Source organism: Streptomyces lonarensis (assembly GCF_012033735.1).
In the GTDB taxonomy this organism is placed as follows: domain Bacteria; phylum Actinomycetota; class Actinomycetes; order Streptomycetales; family Streptomycetaceae; genus Streptomyces; species Streptomyces lonarensis.
The window spans coordinates 19346-39434 of sequence record NZ_JAAVJD010000014.1 but is presented as its reverse complement, the minus strand read 5'-3'; the positions used below and the strand labels follow the sequence as shown (position 1 = coordinate 39434).

The following is a 20089-nucleotide window of genomic DNA, read 5'->3' as shown; positions in this document are numbered from 1 at the left end:
CATTCACCGGCGCGCCCGCAGCGCCGCGCGCCCGACGTGCCCTCGGGTGCGCCGGGGGCGGGACCGTGACGGGAACCGAACCGGCCGGTGCGTGCGTGATGCACCCGTGAGACCGCGGCGCCGCCGCCTCGCCGCGACGCCGGAACAACGAGGAAGGAAGCCGATGGATTGGGACATCACACCGGAGGGTGTGCGCAACCGGTTGACCGAGTACGCCCGCGCCTCGTCCCGGCTGGATGCCGGGGCGAAGGCGTGCGTGTCCGACCTCAACGAGGCCGCGGGCTCGTGCGGCGGCCTCGGCACGGGCGGGGCGGCCGGCAGCCCGGTCGGGGACGCGCTGACGCGGTTCACCGCGCAGACCGTGGACTGCCTCACCGGGATGCGGGGGGCCGCCGACAGGTCGGACGCCGGCGCCACGGAGGCCACCGCGAGCTACGGCAGCGGCGACGCCGAGATGGAGGTCAACGGTCTGAGCCGGGGCGACATCCGGGCACCGATCGCCTTCGGGCCGATGTCACCGCACCTCGCCCCGCACGTCGCGCCGCCCACGCTCGGATTCGGGGACCAGCCGGCCCCCGACCCCTGGCGCTGACGTTCCAGCGCGCGCCGGGGTCGGGCGAGACGGGCCCGCATCCGCTGCGTATCCCACACCGCACGGGTGACCGCCACCCCGCACCGGCGCCGAGGAGCGCTATCCGGCCCCGTTTCGCCGCCGCATCGGATCGCAAGCGCCGACCACCGTGCTCTCACCGCCGCCCGCCCCGGCCGACGGCGGTCCGCCCGCCGCCGGCACCGCCGCGGGGCGGGGCACCCGGCACGCTCAGCCCGGGCTGGCCCCGCCCGAGGAGCGGCCGCCGGCCGCCCCCGCTGCGGGGCGCTCCGGCCCCGAGCGGTGCCCACCCGCGACACCTGCACCACCGGCACGGTCCGCACCCTGCGGACCACCCTGCGGACCACCCGCGCCGCCCGAGCCCCCGGCGCCGCCCGCACCCCCGGCAGCACCGGCCGCGCCCGAGCCGCCGCGCGGCCGGTCCGAAGGGCGGAACGCCCAGCTCATCCCGGGCTCCACCACGGGCTGGAACAACGTCCGCACCGGGGAGGTGCACAGAGCCGTCACGATGGCGGCGGCGAGCACGGTGACGGTCACCTGGCCGAGCGGCGTCGCGACCCACTCGGCCTCGTACCAGCCCCACCAGCGCGAGCCCTTGGCGAGGAACCCGTGGAGCAGGTAGCCGTAGAGGGTGCCGGCGCCCAGGGCGGTGTACCAGGTGGCGTGTTCGGGGACCCAAGCCAGGAAGGCGGCGGTCAGTACCAGCCCCGCGCCGAACAGCGCCAGGGTCATGAGCGGCCCCGTCCACCACAGGTGGCCCATCTCCTGGGCGGAATTGGTCCGGTAGAACCAGCGGGCGCTCATACGCGGTACGGCCCAGTAGGCGACGACGAGGGCGCCGACGAAGGCGGGCACGGCGATCAGCCGGACGTCCGGGCGCCGCAGACGCTCGAAGTGTTCCCGCCGCAGGGTGAGTCCCAGGACGAAGAACGGGAGGAACTGCAGGACCCGCGAGATGTTGAAGTCGTCGCCGAGTTCCGGCGAGACGGAGGCCAGGGCGGCGATGCCGAGCGCCACCGGCAGCGGGTACCTGATGATCCGCCAGAACGGCGCGGTCAGCCGCCACACGAACAGCGCGAGCAGGAACCACGTGACGTAGTACGGGTCGAGCAGGCTCCAGGGGTGGTCGGTGCCGTTCACCTGCCGGTGGAAGGCGATGTACGCCACCTCGAAGACGAGGTACGGCACCCCGATTCCGGTGACCAGGCGCCGCAGTTGGTCGGGCCGGCCGGTGAAGCTCCGTGAGAAGTAGCCCGCCACCACGATGAAGGCCGGCATGTGGAAGGTGTACACGAACATGTAGAGCGCGGCGGCGGCCCGGGAGCTGTCCATCAGCGGGGTCCAGGCGTGGCCCATGGCGACCAGGACGATCGCGAGGTACTTCACGTTGTCGAAGTACGGGTCGCGGGAGGCCCGCTGCTCCGGCACGGACTCCGGGGCGTGCCCGGAGCGTGCTCGCCCGGCGCCCGGCGATCCGGGCTGCCGGACCGGTGCCGGCCGGTCCGCCGTCAGGACCGCGTGATCACGAACGTGCAACATCGTCGGCACGATAGCGGTCCAGGGGGGGACCGCCAATTCGACCGGCCCGGAGGCTGTGCAGCATTTGAAGATACTGGTCGGAAGGTGCTCGCATTGCGCAAAGAGATGAACGCTGGTGATTGCTCAACGACCAATATTGACCAGTTTGCGGGGTGTATATCCGGCCAAACCGCAGCCTGTCGTCGTACGTTGCGGCGTGTCGGGGCATCGCGGCCCCTGCGGATCGCAGTGCTGCCCCGGGAGGGTGTTCGGGCTTTGTGAATTTACCTCCTCGGTCACAGTCGGTGATAACTGATCGATAACGGCAACGCATCGTGGAGGCGCGCCGCCCGGATGTGACGCAGATCAGTCGACCGTCTGTCACCGGCCGCCCACAGGGCCCGGGTTGAGGTGGCACGATAGTGCGTGCTTGGGACGCTCCGGCGCGGGGAAGCCCCCAAGCGGTGAACGGCGTTCCTTCCGAGGGTGTGATCTGTAGTGGTTATCTCGTTCTCGCTCGCACTGCTGCTGGGCGTGGTCCTCGTCGTGATGATTCGCGGCGGGTCCATCAAGTGGGGACCGGCCATCGTGGCCATCCTCTTCGGCTTCTCCCTCGCCTCCACGGGTGCCGCCGATCCCATACGGGACTTCCTGGAGTCCATCGGCAACTCGATCGGCGCGGTGGACGACTCCATCAGCTCCGTCGGCCCGGTCGACAACCCCGTCGACCCCACCGGGCCCTGAAACACTCCGGCCCGGCCCCTCGATGAGGGACCGGGCCGCATGACGTGGAGCGGGTGACGGGAATCGAACCCGCGTAGCTGGTTTGGAAGACCAGGGCTCTACCATTGAGCTACACCCGCGTACGGCGCCGCTCGGTGCCGAACCGCGAGGGTGTCGAACCGGGGACGCGGTCAGCATCGTACCAGCGCGCGCCGGCCCCGATCACGAGTGCCCCGCGGCCGCAGCCCCGGAGCGCGCCGGCATCCCGCCGGGTCGTGCCCGGTACGTGGGGCTCGCGGCGTACCTGTACGCTACGTCTCGCATCGTGAGCCATTACGGGGTGTGGCGCAGCTTGGTAGCGCGTCCGCTTTGGGAGCGGAAGGTCGTCGGTTCGAATCCGGCCACCCCGACCACGTACGATGAGTTCGCGCGTGCCTGTGTCGTGTCCGCATTCCATGCCGTATACGGGGCGCCCTCAAGATTTTCCGATAGCTGTCTGCCCCAAGGAGACCGACCGTGAAGAGCGCCGTGGAGACCCTGAACCCGACCCGGGTTCGGCTCACTGTCGAGGTGCCCTTCGAGGAGCTCAAGCCCAGCCTCGACGCGGCGTACAAGAAGATCAACCAGCAGCTCAGCATTCCGGGTTTCCGCAAGGGCAAGGTCCCGGCGCGGGTCATCGACCAGCGGGTCGGCCGTGGTGCCGTGCTGGAGGAGGCCGTCAACGACGCCCTCCCGAAGATCTACCAGGATGCGGTGAACGAGGGTGAGCTGAGCCCGCTCGGTCAGCCCGAGGTCGACATCACCGAGCTGAAGGACGGCGAGCTGCTGGCCTTCACCGCCGAGGTCGACATCCGTCCCGAGCTGGAGATCCCGGACTACTCCGGCATCGAGGTCACCGTGGACGCCGTCGAGGTCAGCGACGAGGACGTCGCCGAGGCCCTCGACCAGCTCCGCGACCGCTTCGCCACCACCTCCGTCGTCGAGCGCGCCGCCGCCGAGGGCGACGTCGTGAAGCTCGACCTGGAGGCCCGTGTCGACGGCGAGCTGCTGGACGACGGCGTCGCCAAGGGCGTCGACTACACCATCGGTTCCGGCCGTCTGCTGGACGGCATCGACGAGGCCGTCACCGGCCTGGAGGCCGGCGCCGAGGCCACCTTCGCCAGCGAGCTCAAGGGCGGCTCCGCCGCCGGTCGCGAGGCCCAGGTGACCGTCCGGGTCGAGACCGTCTCGGCGCGCGAGCTGCCCGAGCTGGACGACGAGTTCGCCCAGCTGGCCAGCGAGTTCGACACTCTGGACGAGCTGCGCGCGGACAGCCGTGAGCGCCTCGCCCGCCAGAAGCAGTACGAGCAGGCCACCAGCGCGCAGGAGAAGGTCCTGGAGGAGCTCCTGGAGCTCGTCGAGGTGCCGATCCCCGAGAAGCTGCTCCAGGACGAGGTCGAGACCCGTCGCCACAACCTGGTCAACCACCAACTGGGCCAGCTCGGCATGGACCTCGACGCCTACCTGAAGATGCAGGAGAAGACGGCCGAGGAGTTCGACGCCGAGCTCAAGGAGCAGGCGGAGAAGGGCATCCGCACCCAGTTCGTGCTCGACGAGATCGCCAAGCGCGAGCAGCTCAGCGTCAGCCAGGAGGAGCTCACCGAGCACCTCATGCGCCGTGCGCAGTCCTCCGGCATGAGCCCCGACCAGTTCGCCAAGGCGGTCGTCGAGGGCGGCCAGGTGCCGATGCTGGTCGGCGAGGTCAGCCGCGGCAAGGCGCTGGCCACCGTGGTCGAGTCGGTCAAGGTCGTCGACACCAACGGTGAGCCCGTCGAACTGGACGACGAGGACGAGACCGCCGAGACGGTCGAGGCCGCCACGGAGGCCGCCGAGACCACCGAGTCCACCGAGGCGCCCGCCGCCGAGGGCGACAAGGACGAGGCCGGCGAGGCCAAGAGCAACAGCTGACGCCGCGGCGGCCGGCGCCGCCACGGCGCCCCCGCGACACCCGGAACGGGGCCGGACGCTCGCAGCGTCCGGCCCCGTTCCGTCCCCGGGCCGCGGCCACCCTGCGCTCACAGCGAACAGTTCCCTGGCCGGGACGGGTCGACGGGGGCAGCGCGTTAAGGTCCGTAAGAACAATGCAGATGCCGAATGACGGTCGGGTGACGACGCGGCCGTGCAACGAATGAGCAGGTGGAATACGTGACGCTTCCGATGCCTTCCGCCGCCGCCGACGCTATGAACGGCGGTCTCGGCGACCAGGTCTACAACCGGCTGCTCAACGAGCGGATCATCTTCCTCGGCCAGCCCGTGGACGACGACATCGCCAACCGGATCACCGCGCAGCTGCTCCTTCTCGCCGCGGACCCGGACAAGGACATCAACCTCTACATCAACAGCCCGGGTGGTTCCATCACCGCCGGGATGGCGATCTACGACACGATGCAGTTCATCAAGAACGACGTGGTGACGATCGCCATGGGTATGGCCGCCTCCATGGGCCAGTTCCTGCTGAGCGCCGGCACCCCCGGCAAGCGCTTCGCGCTGCCGAACGCCGAGATCCTGATCCACCAGCCGTCCGCGGGGCTCGCGGGTTCCGCCTCGGACATCAAGATCCACGCCGAGTGGCTGCTGCGGACCAAGAAGAAGATGGCGGAGCTCTCCGCGCACCACACCGGCCAGAGCGTCGAGCAGTGGACGCGCGACGCCGACCGCGACCGCTGGTTCACCGCCGAGGAGGGCCGTGAGTACGGCCTCGTGGACGCCGTGATCTCCGACGCCGCGGACATCCCCGGCAGCGGTGGCACCGGCGCCTGACGACGCCCGCCGCCCCTTCCCGGCACCGGCCGGGACCGTCCCCCGGCCCCCTCCGCAGCCCGCCCCTCACCTGGAGACACAGACGATGGCACAGTCACCCGCCTTCCCCGGCTCCGGCCTGTACGACCGGACCCCCGCCGACGCACGCTACGTCGTGCCCCGCTTCGTCGAGCGCACCTCGCAGGGTGTCCGCGAGTACGACCCCTACGCCAAGCTCTTCGAGGAGCGGGTGATCTTCCTCGGGGTGCAGATCGACGACGCGTCGGCCAACGACGTCATGGCGCAGCTGCTGTGCCTGGAGTCGATGGACCCGGACCGGGACATCCAGATCTACATCAACAGCCCCGGTGGATCGTTCACCGCACTGACGGCGATCTACGACACCATGCAGTTCGTGAAGCCCGACATCCAGACCGTCTGCATGGGCCAGGCCGCCTCGGCCGCCGCCGTGCTGCTGGCGGCGGGTACGGCCGGCAAGCGCATGGCGCTGCCGAACGCGCGCATCATGATCCACCAGCCCTACAGTGAGACGGGCCGCGGCCAGGTCTCCGACCTGGAGATCGCCGCGAACGAGATCCAGCGCATGCGCATCCAGCTGGAGGAGATGCTCTCCACGCACTCCACCAAGCCGATCGACCAGATCCGCGACGACATCGAGCGGGACAAGATCCTGACCGCCGAGGGCGCCAAGGACTACGGTCTGATCGACCAGATCGTCACGACGCGCTCCTCGACCGACTGAGGAAACGCGGTGGAATTACCGGTCGCGCCCCCCTTGGACAGGGGTTCCTCGATGGAGGATTCCCCACAAGGGGGGCCTACCGGCCGGGCGACGGGGTACCGTCGTCAGGGCAAGACATGGCGAACTAGCACCAGGCAGCGTCCCCCGGGGCGCTGCGCAGGCGAAGGGGACGCACCTCGTGGCACGCATCGGTGACGGCGGCGATCTGCTCAAGTGCTCGTTCTGCGGCAAGAGTCAGAAGCAGGTGAAGAAGCTCATCGCGGGCCCGGGGGTCTACATCTGCGACGAGTGCATCGACCTCTGCAACGAGATCATCGAGGAGGAGCTCGCCGAGTCGCCCGACTCGGAGCTGAGCGAGCTCCCCAAGCCGCGGGAGATCTACGAGTTCCTGGAGAGCTACGTGGTCGGCCAGGACGACGCCAAGAAGGCGCTGTCCGTGGCCGTGTACAACCACTACAAGCGGGTCCGCGCCAGCGAGCAGGACTCCGGCTCCCGGGACGAGGACATCGAGCTCGCCAAGTCCAACATCCTGCTGCTCGGCCCGACCGGCTCCGGCAAGACGCTGCTCGCGCAGACGCTGGCGCGCATGCTGAACGTGCCGTTCGCGATCACCGACGCCACCGCCCTCACCGAGGCCGGCTACGTCGGTGAGGACGTCGAGAACATCCTGCTGAAGCTGATCCAGGCGGCCGACTACGACATCAAGAAGGCCGAGCAGGGGATCATCTACATCGACGAGATCGACAAGGTCGCCCGCAAGAGCGAGAACCCGTCGATCACGCGCGACGTCTCCGGCGAGGGCGTGCAGCAGGCCCTGCTGAAGATCCTGGAGGGCACCACGGCCGCGGTGCCGCCGCAGGGCGGGCGCAAGCACCCGCACCAGGAGTTCCTGCAGATCGACACTTCCAACGTGCTGTTCATCGTCGGTGGCGCGTTCGCCGGGCTCGACGAGATCATCCGGGCGCGGTCCGGTTCGCGCGGCATCGGCTTCGGCGCGGACATCCGCTCCAAGCGGGACACGGACTCCTCGGAGCTGCTCTCCGACGCGCTCCCCGAGGACCTCGTCAAGTACGGCATGATCCCCGAGTTCATCGGGCGGCTCCCGGTGATCACCTCGGTCCACAACCTGGACCGCGAGGCGCTGCTCCGCATCCTCACCGAGCCGCGCAACGCGATCGTCAAGCAGTACCAGCGGCTCTTCGAGATCGACGGTGTGGAGCTGGAGTTCGACCTCCTGGCGCTGGAGGCCATCGCCGACCAGGCGATCCTGCGGGGCACGGGCGCCCGCGGACTGCGCGCGATCATGGAGGAGGTCCTCCAGTCGGTGATGTACGAGGTCCCCTCCCGTGAGGACGTGGGCCAGGTCGTCATCACCGAGGAGGTGGTCCGCTCCAACGTGAATCCGACGCTGGTGCCGCGCTCCCGGCTCGCCAAGCAGCGCGGCAACCAGGACCGCACCCCGCGCGAGCGCACCGCCTGACAGCAGGGGCACACCGCGCCGCGGCGCGATCCTCCCGCACGGCGAAGGGGCCGGTACCACCCACGGGTGGTACCGGCCCCTTCGCCGTCGGCGGCACCGCGGGCGCCCTGCGGCGCGCGGTGCCCGCGGACGTCGGTCAGCGCGCGACGCGGGCGTCCTCACGGAGCTGGAGGGCGATCTCCGCGGCCTCCGCCGTCGGCACCGCCTCCGGGTACTCGATGTCGTCCGGGGTGAGGGTCTCCGGGTCGATGTCGGTGGGCACGGTGGGGCTGTTCAGCAGGTAGGCGGCGCCCACCGTGGAGTAGTCCGCCCACACGCAGACGGTGGTGGTGTACTCCAGGGTCCCGAGCTCGGGGTCGACGTTGGTCTCGGTGGCCTGCTGGCACTTGAGCACCACGTCGTCGTCGCCGAACGACTCGGCCGTCCCGATCAGCTCGACGGTCGACTCGGGGCTGTTGCTCTCGGCCAGCCCCGCGGTCAGCTCGTGGAAGAGGCCGTCGACGGTCTGCTGCGGCCGGTCCACCTCGCCCCACATGCCGCCGAACATCAGGCCGCGCCCGCCGGTCAGGAAGAGCTCCTCGAGGGCGTCGATGTCGGCGTCGGTGTAGGTGCCGTTGACCGAACCGGTGAACTCCACGCCGGCCTCGGCGAGCGCCGCGTCGTCGGGCTCGATGCCCTCGTCGCCGCCCTCGGCCATCAGCTGGAAGCTGCCGGAGGTGTCGGGCAGCTGGAGGTCGTACCGGGTGCCGTCGTCGGCGGCGAGCGGGGTGTCACCGCCGCTGAGGACGAAGTACAGCGCGCCGGCGATCACCACGGCGCCGACCGCCGCACCGGCGGCGAAGAGCACCTTCCGCTTGCTGCGGCCGCCGCCCTGCGGGGGCTGCGGCGGCTGCTGGCCGTACGGGGGCTGCCCGCCGTACGGCTGCTGCGGGGGGTACTGCTGCGGGACCTGCTGCCCGGGGTACTGGCCGTGCTGCGGGGGCTGCGGCTGCGCGTAGCCGCCGGTGCCCTGCGGCGGCTGGTGGGGCTGCTGCTGCGGGTAGCCGTAGGGGCCGGACTGCTGCGGGGGCTGCTGGGGGTAGCCGTAGCCCTGGCCGCCGGGGCCGCCGGGCTGCGCGTACGGGTTGGGGCCGCCGGGCGCCCCGCCCTGGGGCGGCGGCGCGCCGTACGGGCCGGGCTGTCCGGGCTGCTGGGGTTGCCCGTACGGCCCCGGCTGGTTGTGGCTCATCTTCTTCCCCTCGAAGAGCGTGTGCGTCGATAGCTCCGCCCATCCTGGCGGACCCGGCGCTGCCCTGTACATCCGGGCCCGAAACCGATTCGAAGCCGGGACATTGCCGCCGATACACTGACGCCCGTGACCGACAACACTCAGCAGCCCGGACCCGGGCCCCAGCGCGCCCCCGCCGATCTCCCGACGCAGTACGCGCCGACCGAGGTAGAGGGGAAGCTGTACGAGCGTTGGGTGGAGCGCGGTTACTTCGAGGCGGACGCCACCAGCGACAAGCCGCCCTACACGATCGTCATCCCGCCGCCCAACGTCACCGGCAGCCTGCACCTGGGCCACGCCTTCCAGCACACCCTCATGGACGCCCTGACCCGCCGCAAGCGGATGCAGGGGTTCGAGGCGCTGTGGCTGCCCGGCATGGACCACGCCGGCATCGCCACGCAGAACAAGGTCGAGCAGCAGCTCGCCGAGGAGGGCCGCTCCCGGCAGGACCTCGGCCGTGAGGAGTTCACCGACCGCGTCTGGCAGTGGAAGGAGGAGTACGGCGGCCGCATCCTCGGCCAGATGCGGCGGCTCGGCGACGGCGTCGACTGGTCGCGCGAGCGGTTCACCATGGACGAGGGACTCTCGCGAGCCGTCGGCACCATCTTCAAGCGCCTCCACGACGACGGGCTGATCTACCGCGCCGAGCGCATCATCAACTGGTGCCCGCGCTGCCTGACGGCCATCTCGGACATCGAGGTGGACTACCAGGAGGACGCCGGCGAGCTGGTCTCCATCGCCTACGGCGAGGGCGAGGACCGGCTGGTCGTCGCGACCACCCGCGCCGAGACGATGCTCGGCGACACCGCGGTCGCGGTCCACCCCGAGGACGAGCGGTACCGGCACCTCATCGGCCGGCAGATCAAGCTCCCGCTGACGGACCGGACCATCCCCGTCGTCGCCGACGAGCACGTCGACCCCGAGTTCGGCACCGGCGCCGTCAAGGTGACCCCGGCGCACGACCCGAACGACTTCGCCATCGGTCGCCGCCACGATCTGCCGTCCCTGACGGTCATGGACGAGCGGGGCGTCATCACCGTGCCCGGCCCGTTCGAGGGACTGGACCGGTTCGAGGCCCGCTCGACCATCGTCAACGCGCTGCGCGAACAGGGCCGGATCGTCGCCGAGAAGCGGCCCTACCTCCACTCGGTCGGCCACTGCTCCCGCTGCAAGACCACCGTCGAGCCGCGGCTCTCCATGCAGTGGTGGGTCAAGGTCGGCCCGCTGGCACAGGCCGCCGGCGACGCCGTCCGCGACGGCCGCGTCGCGATCCACCCCCCGGAGATGGCGAAGCGCTACTTCGACTGGGTCGACAACATGCACGACTGGTGCATCTCGCGGCAGTTGTGGTGGGGCCACCGCATCCCCGTCTGGTACGGCCCGAACGGCGAGACGGTCTGCGTCGGCCCCGACGAGGAGCCGCCGACCGGCGAGGGCTGGACCCAGGACAGCGACGTCCTGGACACCTGGTTCTCCTCCGGGCTGTGGCCGTTCTCCACACTCGGCTGGCCCGAACAGACGCCGGACCTCAAGAAGTTCTACCCGACCGACACCCTGCTGACCGGCCACGACATCATCTTCTTCTGGGTCGCCCGGATGATGATGTTCGGCCTCTACGCCATGGACGGCACCCCGCCGTTCCGGACGATCGCCCTCACCGGACTCGTCCGCGACGAGCACGGCAAGAAGATGTCCAAGTCGTTCGGGAACGTCGTCGACCCGCTGGACTGGATGGACCGCTACGGTGCGGACGCCGTCCGGTTCACCCTCGCCCGCGGCGCCAACCCCGGGGCGGACGTGCCGATCGGCGAGGACTGGGTCCAGGCCTCGCGGAACTTCGCCAACAAGCTGTGGAACGCCACCCGGTTCGCGCTGATCAACGGCGCCACCGTCGACGGCCCGCTGCCCGCCGCGGAGCGGATGTCCGCCACCGACCGGTGGATCCTCTCCCGGCTGGACACCGTCGTCGCCGAGGCCGACGCCGGCTACGAGGACTACCAGTTCGCCAAGGTCAGCGACCTCCTCTTCCACTTCGCGTGGGACGAGGTCTTCGACTGGTACGTGGAGCTCAGCAAGACGGTCTTCGCCGCCGGCGGCGAGCCCGCCGACGTCTCCCGCCGCGTCCTGGGCGAGGTGCTGGACCGCACGCTGCGGCTCCTCCACCCCATTGTTCCGTTCGTCACCGAGGAGCTGTGGACCACCCTCACCGGCCGGGAGTCGGTCGTGGTCGCGGCCTGGCCCGAGGACACCGGCTTCCGTGACCCGGCGGCCGAGGCGGAGCTCGCCACCGTCCGCCGCGTCGTCACCGAGATCCGCCGCTTCCGCGCCGATCAGGGCCTCCAGCCGGGCCAGCGCGTGCCCGCACGCCTGGAGCTCGCCGGTACCGGCCTCGCGCCCCACGAGGACGCGATGCGGGCCCTGCTGCGGCTGCAGCCCGAGGGCGACACCTTCGAGGCGACCGCGACCCTGCCGGTCGCCGGCGCCACGGTCGCACTCGACCTGTCCGGCGTCATCGACGTCGAGGCCGAGCGCAAGCGGCTGCAGAAGGACCTCGCCGCGGCCGAGAAGGAGCTGAAGCAGACCACCGCCAAGCTCGGCAACGAGGGCTTCCTCGCCAAGGCGCCGGCCCCGGTCGTGGACAAGATCCGCGCCCGGCAGGCCACCGCCGAGGAGGACATCGCCCGGCTGACCGGCCAGCTGGAGCGCCTGCCGCGCGGCTGACCGCACCGCGCCGCGCCGCCCGGCCCCGCTCCTCGCGAGGAGCGGGGCCGGGCGTTCCACGTCCCACCCGGTGGCCGCTCCCACCCGGCGGCCGCTCCCGTCCCGGCGGGCGCTCCGGTGCCGGGGGGCGCGCCGCGGGCGGCCGCCCTTCCGTAGACTTGAGCCCCGTGAGCGACACCCCCGACGACTTCGGCCCCGACACCCCCGACGACCACGCCCCCGACACCCCGGGCGGCGACCCGTTCGCGGAGATCGTCGAGGAGGAGACCGTCCGAGATCCCGACCTGGCCGTCATCGAGGCCGGGAGCCGGACGCTGCGCGCCCTGTCCGGCCCGCCCTCCGCCAAGGACGACGTGCCCGGGCGCCCCGAGGACCCGGAGACCGACCGCGCCCTCGCGGAGGTCGAGGCGGAGCTGGCGCAGCGGTGGCCCGAGACCAAGCTCGACCCCTCGCTGGTCCGCATCCGCGAGCTGATGGACGTCCTCGGCGAGCCGCAGCGCTCCTACCCGTCGATCCACATCACCGGCACCAACGGCAAGACCACCACCGCTCGCATGATCGAGACGCTCCTGGGCGCCTTCGAACTGCGCACCGGCCGGTTCAGCAGCCCGCACGTGCAGTCGATCACCGAGCGGATCAGCCTGGACCGCCGGCCGATCGACCCCGAGCGGTTCATCGAGACCTACCGCGACCTGCTGCCCTACGTCGAGCTGGTCGACTCCCGGCAGGAGCACCGGCTCTCCTTCTTCGAGGTGCTCACCGCGATGGCGTTCGCCGCGTTCGCCGACGCCCCGGTGGACGTCGCCGTCGTCGAGGTCGGCATGGGCGGCGAGTGGGACTGCACCAACGTCGTCGACGGCCAGGTGGCCGTCGTCACCCCGATCTCGCTGGACCACACCGACCGCCTCGGCACCACCGAGGAGGCGATCGCGGGCGAGAAGTCGGGGATCATCAAGCAGGACGCGACCGTCGTCCTCGCCCAGCAGCCGCTGGACGCCGCCGCGGTGATGCTGCGCCGCGCCGGCGAGCGGGACGCCACCGTCGCCCGTGAGGGCCTGGAGTTCGGCGTCGTCTCCCGCGAGGTCGCGGTGGGCGGCCAGCTGCTGACCCTGCGCGGGCTCGGCGGCGAGTACCCCGACGTCTTCCTGCCGCTGCACGGCGAGCACATGGCGCACAACGCGGTGGTCGCACTGGCGGCGGTGGAGGCGTTCTTCGGTATCGGCGCCACCCACCACCGCACGCTCGACCAGGACCTGGTGCGCGAGGCGTTCGCCCACGTCACCTCGCCCGGCAGGCTGGAGCTCGTCCGCACCAGCCCCAGCGTCATCCTCGACGCCGCGCACAACCCGGCCGGCGCCGCGGTGACCGCCGCCGCCATCGCCGAGGCGTTCGACTTCAGCCGGCTCATCGGCGTGGTCGGCACCAGCGCGGGCAAGGACGTCCGCGGTGTGCTGGAGGCGCTGGAGACGGTGCTGGCCGAGGTCGTCGTGACCGGCAACTCCACGCACCGCGCCATGGACCCCGACGAGCTGGCCGCCGTCGCGGTGGAGGTCTTCGGCGAGGACCGCGTCCAGGTCGAACCCCGACTCGACGACGCCATCGAGGCCGCGATCACCCTCGCCGAGGAGTCCGCCGAGTACGGCGGCGCCGGGGTGCTGGTGACCGGCTCCGTCATCACCGTGGGCGAGGCCCGCCTGCTGCTGGGAAGGGACCGCTGATGCGCACGCTCTGCTCCGCGACGCTGATCTCCGAGTGCCTGATCGTCGGGCTCGTCGGCCTCGTCGCGTTCCGGATGACGGACGTCCCGGCGGGGACTCTCTGGGCGGTGTGCGGGGTCGTCATGGCGCTGTGCGTGCTGCTGTGCGGCTTCGTGACGCGACCCGGGGGAGTGGCGATGGGCTGGGCGCTCCAGGCCGGGCTGGTGCTCAGCGGGTTCCTCGTCCCGATGATGTTCTTCCTGGGCGCCTGCTTCGCCGGCCTGTGGTGGGCCTCGGTCCACTTCGGCCGCCGCGTGGACGAGATGAAGGCCGCGCACGCCGCGCAGGCCTGACCTCGGCCGCGGCCCGGGGCGGGTCGCCGAGCACGCGCCGGGGTGCGTCCCCGGCGCCCGGACCGGCCCGCGCGCCGGTCCGGGGGGTGGACCTAGCCGGGGCCCGACTGGGGGAGCGGGTCCGGGTGCGGGTATCGTGCGGGCCACCGGTCGATGCCGCGCGGCCGCCCGCCGGGCATCCCGGGCCTTCACCTGTCCCGCACCGCACCCCGGTTGGAGCCCATCCATGACCCAGCGCACCCTCGTTCTCCTCAAGCCGGACGCCGTCCGCCGCGGACTGGTCGGCGAGATCATCGGCCGGATCGAGGCGAAGGCGGGCTGGAGCATCACCGCGCTGGAGCTGCGCACGCTGGACCGCGCCACGCTGGCCGAGCACTACGCCGAGCACGAGGGCCGCCCGTTCTACGCCCCGCTGATGGACTTCATGGTCTCCGGTCCGTCGGTCGCCATGGTCGTCGAGGGCGAGCGCGTCATCGAGGGCGTGCGGGCGCTCTCCGGCCCGACCGACCCGATCGCCGCCGCTCCGGGCTCGATCCGCGGCGACTTCGGCACCATCGTGCGTGAGAACCTCATCCACGCGTCGGACTCCGAGGCCTCCGCCGAACGCGAGATGAAGATTTTCTTCCCCGGTCTGAGCTAATTCCGGACTGTTCCGTCCGACCTCGTGTCAGGACCGGACATCCCGACCGGCGCCGCCGCCACGCCGCTTTTCGCGTGCCGCCGGCGAACCGGCGAACCGATTCACGGATAGCCGCGGGCCGTCACCCGGCCCGCGGCGATCCGGCCACCGGGACCGGCGCGCGACACGCCCGGTCGGGCCGGTGGTCGGCGGGCCCGCCGCATCCGGCGGGAATTGCCCGCACCGCGCTTGTCGCTCCAATGCGCTCCGCCATCGGGGTATGTAGAGTCGAACGGGCAAGTCTTCACCCGAACACGACGTCACCATGACGGTGGACGGGCCGGGTTCCGTTGACAATGGCGACTCAAGGCGCACCGGCGCCCTGTGCCCGACCGGCCGGGGATACGATGTGACGCGTGCCCACCGCGTAGTACGCGGGCGGCGGCGACATCGCATCCTGCCGACCTCCACGCACCCAACGCTCCAGCTGGAAGGCCAGACGTATCCTCATGAGCAATATGTCTTTCATGGGTCGAGACATGGCAGTCGATCTCGGAACGGCCAATACGCTGGTGTACGTCAGAGGCCGTGGCATCGTGCTGAACGAGCCTTCCGTCGTCGCCATCAACACCAACACCGGTGGCATTCTCGCCGTCGGATCCGAGGCGAAGAAGATGATCGGCCGGACCCCCGGCAACATCGTCGCCGTGCGTCCCCTCAAGGACGGGGTGATCGCGGATTTCGAGATCACCGAGCGGATGCTCCGCTACTTCATCCTGAAAATCCACAAGCGCCGCTACCTCGCCCGCCCCCGGGTCGTGGTCTGTGTTCCCTCGGGCATCACCGGGGTCGAACGACGCGCCGTCATCGAGGCGTCGACGCAGGCGGGCGCGCGCCAGGTCCACATCATCGAGGAGCCCATGGCCGCCGCCATCGGCTCCGGCCTCCCCGTGCACGAGGCGACCGGCAACATGGTCGTCGACATCGGCGGCGGCACCACCGAGGTCGCGGTGATCTCGCTCGGCGGCATCGTCACGGCGCAGTCCATCCGCGTCGCCGGCGACGAGCTGGACAACGCGATCATCCAGCACATCAAGAAGGAGTACAGCCTCCTGCTGGGCGAGCGGTCCGCCGAGAACATCAAGATCACCATCGGCTCCGCCTACGACACCGAGCAGGACGAGCACACCGAGATCCGTGGCCGCGACCTGGTCAGCGGGCTGCCGAAGACCGTCGTGATCTCCTCCGGCGAGGTCCGCAAGGCGATGGAGGAGCCCGTCAACTCCATCGTGGACGCCGTCAAGACGACCCTGGACAAGTGCCCGCCCGAGCTGTCCGGCGACATCATGGACCGCGGCATCGTCCTCACCGGCGGCGGCGCGATGCTCCGCGGCCTCGACGAACGGCTCCGCCAGGAGACCGGCATGCCCATCCACATCGCCGAGGACCCGCTCGACTCCGTCGCCCTCGGCTCCGGCAAGTGCGTCGAGGAGTTCGAGGCGCTGCAGCAGGTACTGGACGCCCAGCCGCGACGGTGACGCCCCCCGGGCCCCACCGCGCGGCACCGCCCCGCCGGCTGCGGCCGGGCAGCGTACGCCGCCCGGCGGGCCGACCGGCGGGCGGACCACCGAACGACGCAGAAAGGCACGGCCTCCGCACGTGAGGGACACCAAGGAGAGCAGGCTCCTGCTCCTGCTTCTGGTCGCCATCGCCTTCGCGCTGATCACGATGGACCTCCGCAGCGGCGAGGAATCGCCGATGGACGGGCCGCGGGAGGTCGCCGCCACGGTGTTCGGCCCGGTCGAGTCCGGCCTCGCCCGGGCCGTCGACCCGGTCGGCAACGCCATCGGCGCCGTCCGCGACTCCGGACGCCGTCACGACCGCATCAGCGAGCTGGAGAGGGAGAACGCCGAACTCCGCCAGGAGCTCGGCAGCTCCGAGCACCGGGACTCCCGCATAAGGCAGCTCGACGAGATGCTCGGCACCGCCGGCGCGGGCCAGTACCGCATCGTCGGCGCCCAGGTCATCGCCATGGGGCCGGCCCAGGGCTTCTCCTGGACGATCACCATCGACGCCGGGCGGGACGACGGCATCCGCCGCGACATGACCGTGCTCAACGGTGACGGCCTCGTCGGCCGCGTCACCACCGTGGGCCCCGGCACCGCGACGGTCCTGCTGGCCAGCGACCCGAACTTCACCGTCGGCACCCGCATGGAGGGCAGCGACGAACTCGGCTTCGCCAACGGGCGCGGCGACGACACCATCGACGTCCAACTCCTCAACCACCGCGCCAAGGTGAAGGCCGGAGACCGGCTCGTCACCTTCGGCTCCGCCGACGGCAAGCCCTTCGTCCCCGGCGTCCCGGTCGGCGAGGTCACCAGCGTCGAGGCCGCCTCCGGCGACCTCACCCGCACCGTCCGCATCCGCCCCTACGTCGCCTTCACCCAGCTCGACCTGGTCGGCGTCGTGGTCGAGCCCCCGCGCGACAACCCGCGCGACTCCGTCCTCCCCGAGCGTCCCGAGGACGCGCGGGAGGAGAAGCCCGCCGAGGACGCGGACGAGGACGCCGACGACGAGGACGAGGACGCCGACGCGGGCGAGGGCGGGGAGACGGAAGGCGGCACCGCCGACGGCGACGCCGGCACCGGAACGGAGCCCGGCGGGAACGACACCGGCCAGGGCACCGGCCCCGGCACGGGCACCGACCCCGAAGCCATCGTGGGAGCTGACTGACCATGCGCCTGACCCGCACCCTCCTCACCGCCGTGCTGGTGATCGTGGCGCTCGTGCTCCAGGTCACCGTCCTCGCCCGCCTCCAGCTCCCCGGCGCCGTCCCCGACCTGCTGCTGCTCACCGTCCTCGGCCTGGCCCTGGTCTACGGCCACGTCGGCGGGGCCCTGGCAGGGTTCGGCGCCGGCCTCCTCGCCGACATCGCACCCCCGGCGGACCACGCCGTCGGCCGCTACGCCCTCGTGCTCTGCGTCATCGGCTACGCGGCCGGCCTGACCCGGCCCGAGACCGGACCCCACCGCTCGGCGACCGTCCCGATGATCGTCGTCGGAGCCGGCGCCGTCGCCTCCACCCTGCTGTACGCCGGGGTCGGCACCCTCGTCGGCGACACCGCCGTCGCCCTGGGCAGCCTCATCACCCTCGTCGTCACCGCCACCATCTACGACCTGCTGCTCGCACCGTTCGCCGTGCCGCTGGTCATGGCCCTGGCGCGCAAACTGGAGGACGACCCCCTCGCCGCCGAGTCGGTCTCCGGCTCCGCCGGCGGCAACGACACCATCAACAGCTGGGCCCAGCCCTCCCGCGCGTCGCTCTTCAAACGCCCCGGAGGCGGGACCAAGCCCTGGTCGCCGCTGCTGGGCCGCAAGGGCCGCAGCACCCGCGTCACCATGGGCGGCCGCCCGAAGGCAGGACGCATCAAGGGGGTCAAGCGGCTGTGAGCAACATCCCGGAGACGGGCCGCACCTCGCGCATCACCATCCGGCTCGTCGTCATCCAGATACTGGTCCTCTCGCTGCTCCTCACGCTCGGCGGACGGCTCTGGTACCTCCAGATCCGCAGCGGCGACGAGTACCAGGAAGCGGCCGCGGGCAACCACGTCCAGCAGGTCGTGCAGCCCGCCGTCCGCGGCTCCATCCTCGACGCGCGCGGCGTGCCGCTGGCCGACAACGAGACCCGCCTGGTCGTCTCCGCCGACCGCACCGAGCTGATGCGGCAGCGCGACGGCGGCGAGCAGGTCCTCGCCGACCTCGCCGAACTCCTCGACATGTCCGAGGAGGAGGTCGCCAACAAGGTCCGCCTCTGCGACGCGCAGACCCCGCAGCCCTGCTGGAACGGTTCGCCCTACCAGCCGATCCCCGTCACCGACGAGGCCACCACCGAGCAGGCACTCCAGATCCGCGAGCGCGCCGAGGCGTTCCCCGGCATCAGCGCCGAACCCACCGCCGTCCGCCGCTACACCGCGCCCGACGGCGCCGCCACCTCCCAGGTCCTCGGCTACCTCTCGCCCGTCACCGACGACGAGGTGCAGGAGGCAGGCGACACCGACTCGCCGCTGCTGCGCTCGGACCAGATCGGCCGCTCCGGCCTGGAGCGCACCTACGACTCGTTCCTGCGCGGCAGCGCCGGCATCACCCGCTACGAGGTCGACAAGTTCGGCCGCGTCATCGGCGAGGCCGACAACGACGAGGCGGTGGCCGGGGCGAACGTCGTCACCAGCATCGACTCCCGGGTCCAGGCCGTGGTCGAGAAGGAACTCGCCCAGGCCATGAAGGACGCGCGCACCCAGACCGACGAGATCACCGGCCGCACCTACGAGGCCGACTCCGGCGCGGCGATCGTCATGGAGAACGAGACCGGCCGCATCGTCGCCATGGCCTCCGCCCCCGACTACGACCCCAACGTCTGGGTCGGCGGCATCTCCGGCGGCGACTACCAGGAGCTCACCGGCGAGGGCTCCAACTTCCCGCTGCTGAACCGCGCCATCCAGGGCCAGTCCCCGGCCGGCTCGACCTTCAAGGTCGTCACCTCCGCGGGCGCGGTCAACGCCGGCTACCCTTTCGACGGCAGCTACGACTGCTCGTCCTCCTACAGCATCGGCAGCCAGACCTTCCGGAACTTCGAGTCCACCGGCTACGGGCCCATCAGCCTCGGCCGCGCCCTGGAGGTCTCCTGCAACACCGTCTTCTACCGCTTGGCCCACCAGGAATGGCAGAAGGACGGCGGGCCCAACCCCAAGGACGACGCCAACGACTACCTGTACGACACCGCCCTCGGCTTCGGCCTCGGCGCCACCACCGGCATCGACCTCCCCTCCGAGGTCCCCGGCCGCGTCCCGGACCGCGAGTGGAAGCGCTCGTACTGGGAGGCCAACAAGGACTCCTGGTGCGAGATGGCCAAGTCCGACAAGCAGGACTTCGCGCACCGCCTCGCCCGGGAGAACTGCGAGGAGGGGTGGAAGCTCCGCGCCGGTGACGCCGTCAACTTCTCCATCGGCCAGGGCGACGTGCTGGTCACCCCGCTGCAGATGGCGGTGATATACGCCGCGATCGCCAACGGCGGCACCATGTACCAGCCGACCGTGGGCAAGGCCGTCATCGGCGCCGACGGCACCCTCGTCGAGGAGATCGCGCCCGTCGAGACCGGCAAGCTGCCCGCCAGCGAGCAGACCATAAGGCAGCTCAAGGCCGCCACCGCCGACGTCGTGTCGACCGGTACCGCCTCCTGGCGGTTCGGCGGCTGGCCGCTGGACGAGATCCCGCTCTACGCCAAGACCGGCACCGCGACCACCGACAACAAGCAGTCCCGGTCCTGGCTGACGACTTTCTCCGACGACTACACCGTCGTCATGACCATCGACCAGGCCGGTACCGGCTCCGGCGCCTCCGGCGTGGCGGTCCGGCGGATCTACGAGGCGATCTACGGTGTCTCGGAGGACGGGGCCGTCGACCGCGACGCGGCGCTGCTGCCCGAGCCGATGAGCAGCCTGCCGGAGATCGACGAGAACGGCACCATCATCGCGGACGAGGGGTGAGGCGGTGAGCATCCACAC

General features: G+C 71.2%; 16 protein-coding genes and 2 tRNA genes. 15 read left to right on the top strand and 3 right to left on the bottom strand.

From position 1 onward, the window contains the following. Positions 1-163 precede the first annotated feature (163 nt). The gene (locus HCN56_RS03985; RefSeq protein WP_167968061.1) at positions 164-592 is read left to right on the top strand and encodes a DUF6507 family protein; all 429 of its coding nucleotides are present in this window, start codon (positions 164-166) and stop codon (positions 590-592) included. Positions 593-820: 228 nt separating this feature from the next. Here the strand turns inward: HCN56_RS03985 and HCN56_RS03980 are convergent, their stop codons facing one another. Next, positions 821-2149, bottom strand: coding sequence for an acyltransferase family protein (locus tag HCN56_RS03980; protein ID WP_167968060.1), 1329 nt, complete (start codon positions 2147-2149; stop codon positions 821-823). 477 nt (positions 2150-2626) lie between these two features. Between HCN56_RS03980 and HCN56_RS03975 the strand changes: the two genes are divergently transcribed. After that, complete coding sequence (locus HCN56_RS03975) at positions 2627-2872, top strand: hypothetical protein (protein WP_167968059.1); 246 nt, start codon at positions 2627-2629, stop codon at positions 2870-2872. Positions 2873-2917: 45 nt separating this feature from the next. Here the strand turns inward: HCN56_RS03975 and HCN56_RS03970 are convergent. Continuing rightward, positions 2918-2991 (bottom strand) — tRNA-Gly (locus HCN56_RS03970). 196 nt (positions 2992-3187) lie between these two features. Here HCN56_RS03970 and HCN56_RS03965 point away from each other — a divergent pair. The 5 genes from HCN56_RS03965 (at position 3188) to clpX (ending at position 7872) form a co-directional block, all read left to right on the top strand. Then, positions 3188-3264, top strand: a tRNA-Pro gene (locus HCN56_RS03965). A gap of 103 nt (positions 3265-3367) precedes the next feature. Continuing rightward, positions 3368-4798 (top strand): trigger factor, encoded by a 1431-nt coding sequence (gene tig, locus HCN56_RS03960; protein ID WP_167968058.1) that lies wholly within the window; start codon positions 3368-3370, stop codon positions 4796-4798. Between the two features lie 237 nt (positions 4799-5035). After that, positions 5036-5650 carry an ATP-dependent Clp protease proteolytic subunit gene (locus tag HCN56_RS03955; RefSeq protein WP_167968057.1) on the top strand — a complete coding sequence of 205 codons (615 nt, stop codon included), beginning with the start codon at positions 5036-5038 and terminating at the stop codon, positions 5648-5650. Between the two features lie 85 nt (positions 5651-5735). Next, positions 5736-6392, top strand: coding sequence for an ATP-dependent Clp protease proteolytic subunit (locus HCN56_RS03950; RefSeq protein WP_167968056.1), 657 nt, complete (start codon positions 5736-5738; stop codon positions 6390-6392). A 178-nt stretch (positions 6393-6570) separates the two neighbouring features. Then, complete coding sequence (gene clpX / locus HCN56_RS03945; RefSeq protein ID WP_167968055.1) at positions 6571-7872, top strand: ATP-dependent Clp protease ATP-binding subunit ClpX; 1302 nt, start codon at positions 6571-6573, stop codon at positions 7870-7872. A gap of 136 nt (positions 7873-8008) precedes the next feature. Here the strand turns inward: clpX and HCN56_RS03940 are convergent, their stop codons facing one another. After that, the gene (locus HCN56_RS03940) at positions 8009-9100 is read right to left on the bottom strand and encodes a hypothetical protein (RefSeq protein WP_167968054.1); all 1092 of its coding nucleotides are present in this window, start codon (positions 9098-9100) and stop codon (positions 8009-8011) included. A 126-nt stretch (positions 9101-9226) separates the two neighbouring features. Between HCN56_RS03940 and HCN56_RS03935 the strand changes: the two genes are divergently transcribed. The 8 genes from HCN56_RS03935 (at position 9227) to mrdA (ending at position 20071) form a co-directional block, all read left to right on the top strand. Then, on the top strand, positions 9227-11860 hold the full coding sequence (locus tag HCN56_RS03935; RefSeq protein ID WP_167968053.1) for a valine--tRNA ligase: 2634 nt from the start codon (positions 9227-9229) through the stop codon (positions 11858-11860). Between the two features lie 167 nt (positions 11861-12027). Beyond that, positions 12028-13578 (top strand): bifunctional tetrahydrofolate synthase/dihydrofolate synthase, encoded by a 1551-nt coding sequence (gene folC / locus HCN56_RS03930; protein WP_167968052.1) that lies wholly within the window; start codon positions 12028-12030, stop codon positions 13576-13578. Continuing rightward, positions 13578-13910: a DUF4233 domain-containing protein gene (locus HCN56_RS03925; RefSeq protein ID WP_167968051.1), complete on the top strand. Its 333-nt coding sequence runs from the start codon at positions 13578-13580 to the stop codon at positions 13908-13910. The genes folC and HCN56_RS03925 overlap by 1 nt, the downstream gene beginning before the upstream one ends. Positions 13911-14136: 226 nt before the next feature. After that, positions 14137-14550 (top strand): nucleoside-diphosphate kinase, encoded by a 414-nt coding sequence (gene ndk, locus HCN56_RS03920; RefSeq protein ID WP_167968050.1) that lies wholly within the window; start codon positions 14137-14139, stop codon positions 14548-14550. 497 nt (positions 14551-15047) lie between these two features. Next, positions 15048-16067 (top strand): rod shape-determining protein, encoded by a 1020-nt coding sequence (locus tag HCN56_RS03915; protein WP_167932897.1) that lies wholly within the window; start codon positions 15048-15050, stop codon positions 16065-16067. A gap of 121 nt (positions 16068-16188) precedes the next feature. After that, positions 16189-17262 carry a rod shape-determining protein MreC gene (gene mreC, locus HCN56_RS03910; protein ID WP_167968049.1) on the top strand — a complete coding sequence of 358 codons (1074 nt, stop codon included), beginning with the start codon at positions 16189-16191 and terminating at the stop codon, positions 17260-17262. 2 nt (positions 17263-17264) lie between these two features. Beyond that, positions 17265-17978 (top strand): rod shape-determining protein MreD, encoded by a 714-nt coding sequence (gene mreD / locus HCN56_RS03905; protein ID WP_167968048.1) that lies wholly within the window; start codon positions 17265-17267, stop codon positions 17976-17978. Further along, positions 17975-20071 (top strand): penicillin-binding protein 2, encoded by a 2097-nt coding sequence (mrdA, locus tag HCN56_RS03900; RefSeq protein ID WP_167968047.1) that lies wholly within the window; start codon positions 17975-17977, stop codon positions 20069-20071. Before mreD ends, mrdA begins: the two co-directional genes overlap by 4 nt. The last annotated feature ends 18 nt before the right edge of the window (positions 20072-20089 follow it).

Excerpts from the sequence above, each read along its gene's own strand:
- HCN56_RS03985 (WP_167968061.1), top strand. The coding sequence starts at position 164 with ATGGATTGGGACATCACACCGGAGGGTGTGCGCAACCGGTTGACCGAG.
- HCN56_RS03925 (WP_167968051.1), top strand. The coding sequence starts at position 13,578 with ATGCGCACGCTCTGCTCCGCGACGCTGATCTCCGAGTGCCTGATCGTC.
- HCN56_RS03940 (WP_167968054.1), bottom strand. The coding sequence starts at position 9,100 with ATGAGCCACAACCAGCCGGGGCCGTACGGGCAACCCCAGCAGCCCGGA.
- ndk (WP_167968050.1), top strand. The coding sequence starts at position 14,137 with ATGACCCAGCGCACCCTCGTTCTCCTCAAGCCGGACGCCGTCCGCCGC.
- HCN56_RS03915 (WP_167932897.1), top strand. The coding sequence starts at position 15,048 with ATGTCTTTCATGGGTCGAGACATGGCAGTCGATCTCGGAACGGCCAAT.
- HCN56_RS03950 (WP_167968056.1), top strand. The coding sequence starts at position 5,736 with ATGGCACAGTCACCCGCCTTCCCCGGCTCCGGCCTGTACGACCGGACC.
- mreD (WP_167968048.1), top strand. The coding sequence starts at position 17,265 with ATGCGCCTGACCCGCACCCTCCTCACCGCCGTGCTGGTGATCGTGGCG.
- HCN56_RS03980 (WP_167968060.1), bottom strand. The coding sequence starts at position 2,149 with ATGTTGCACGTTCGTGATCACGCGGTCCTGACGGCGGACCGGCCGGCA.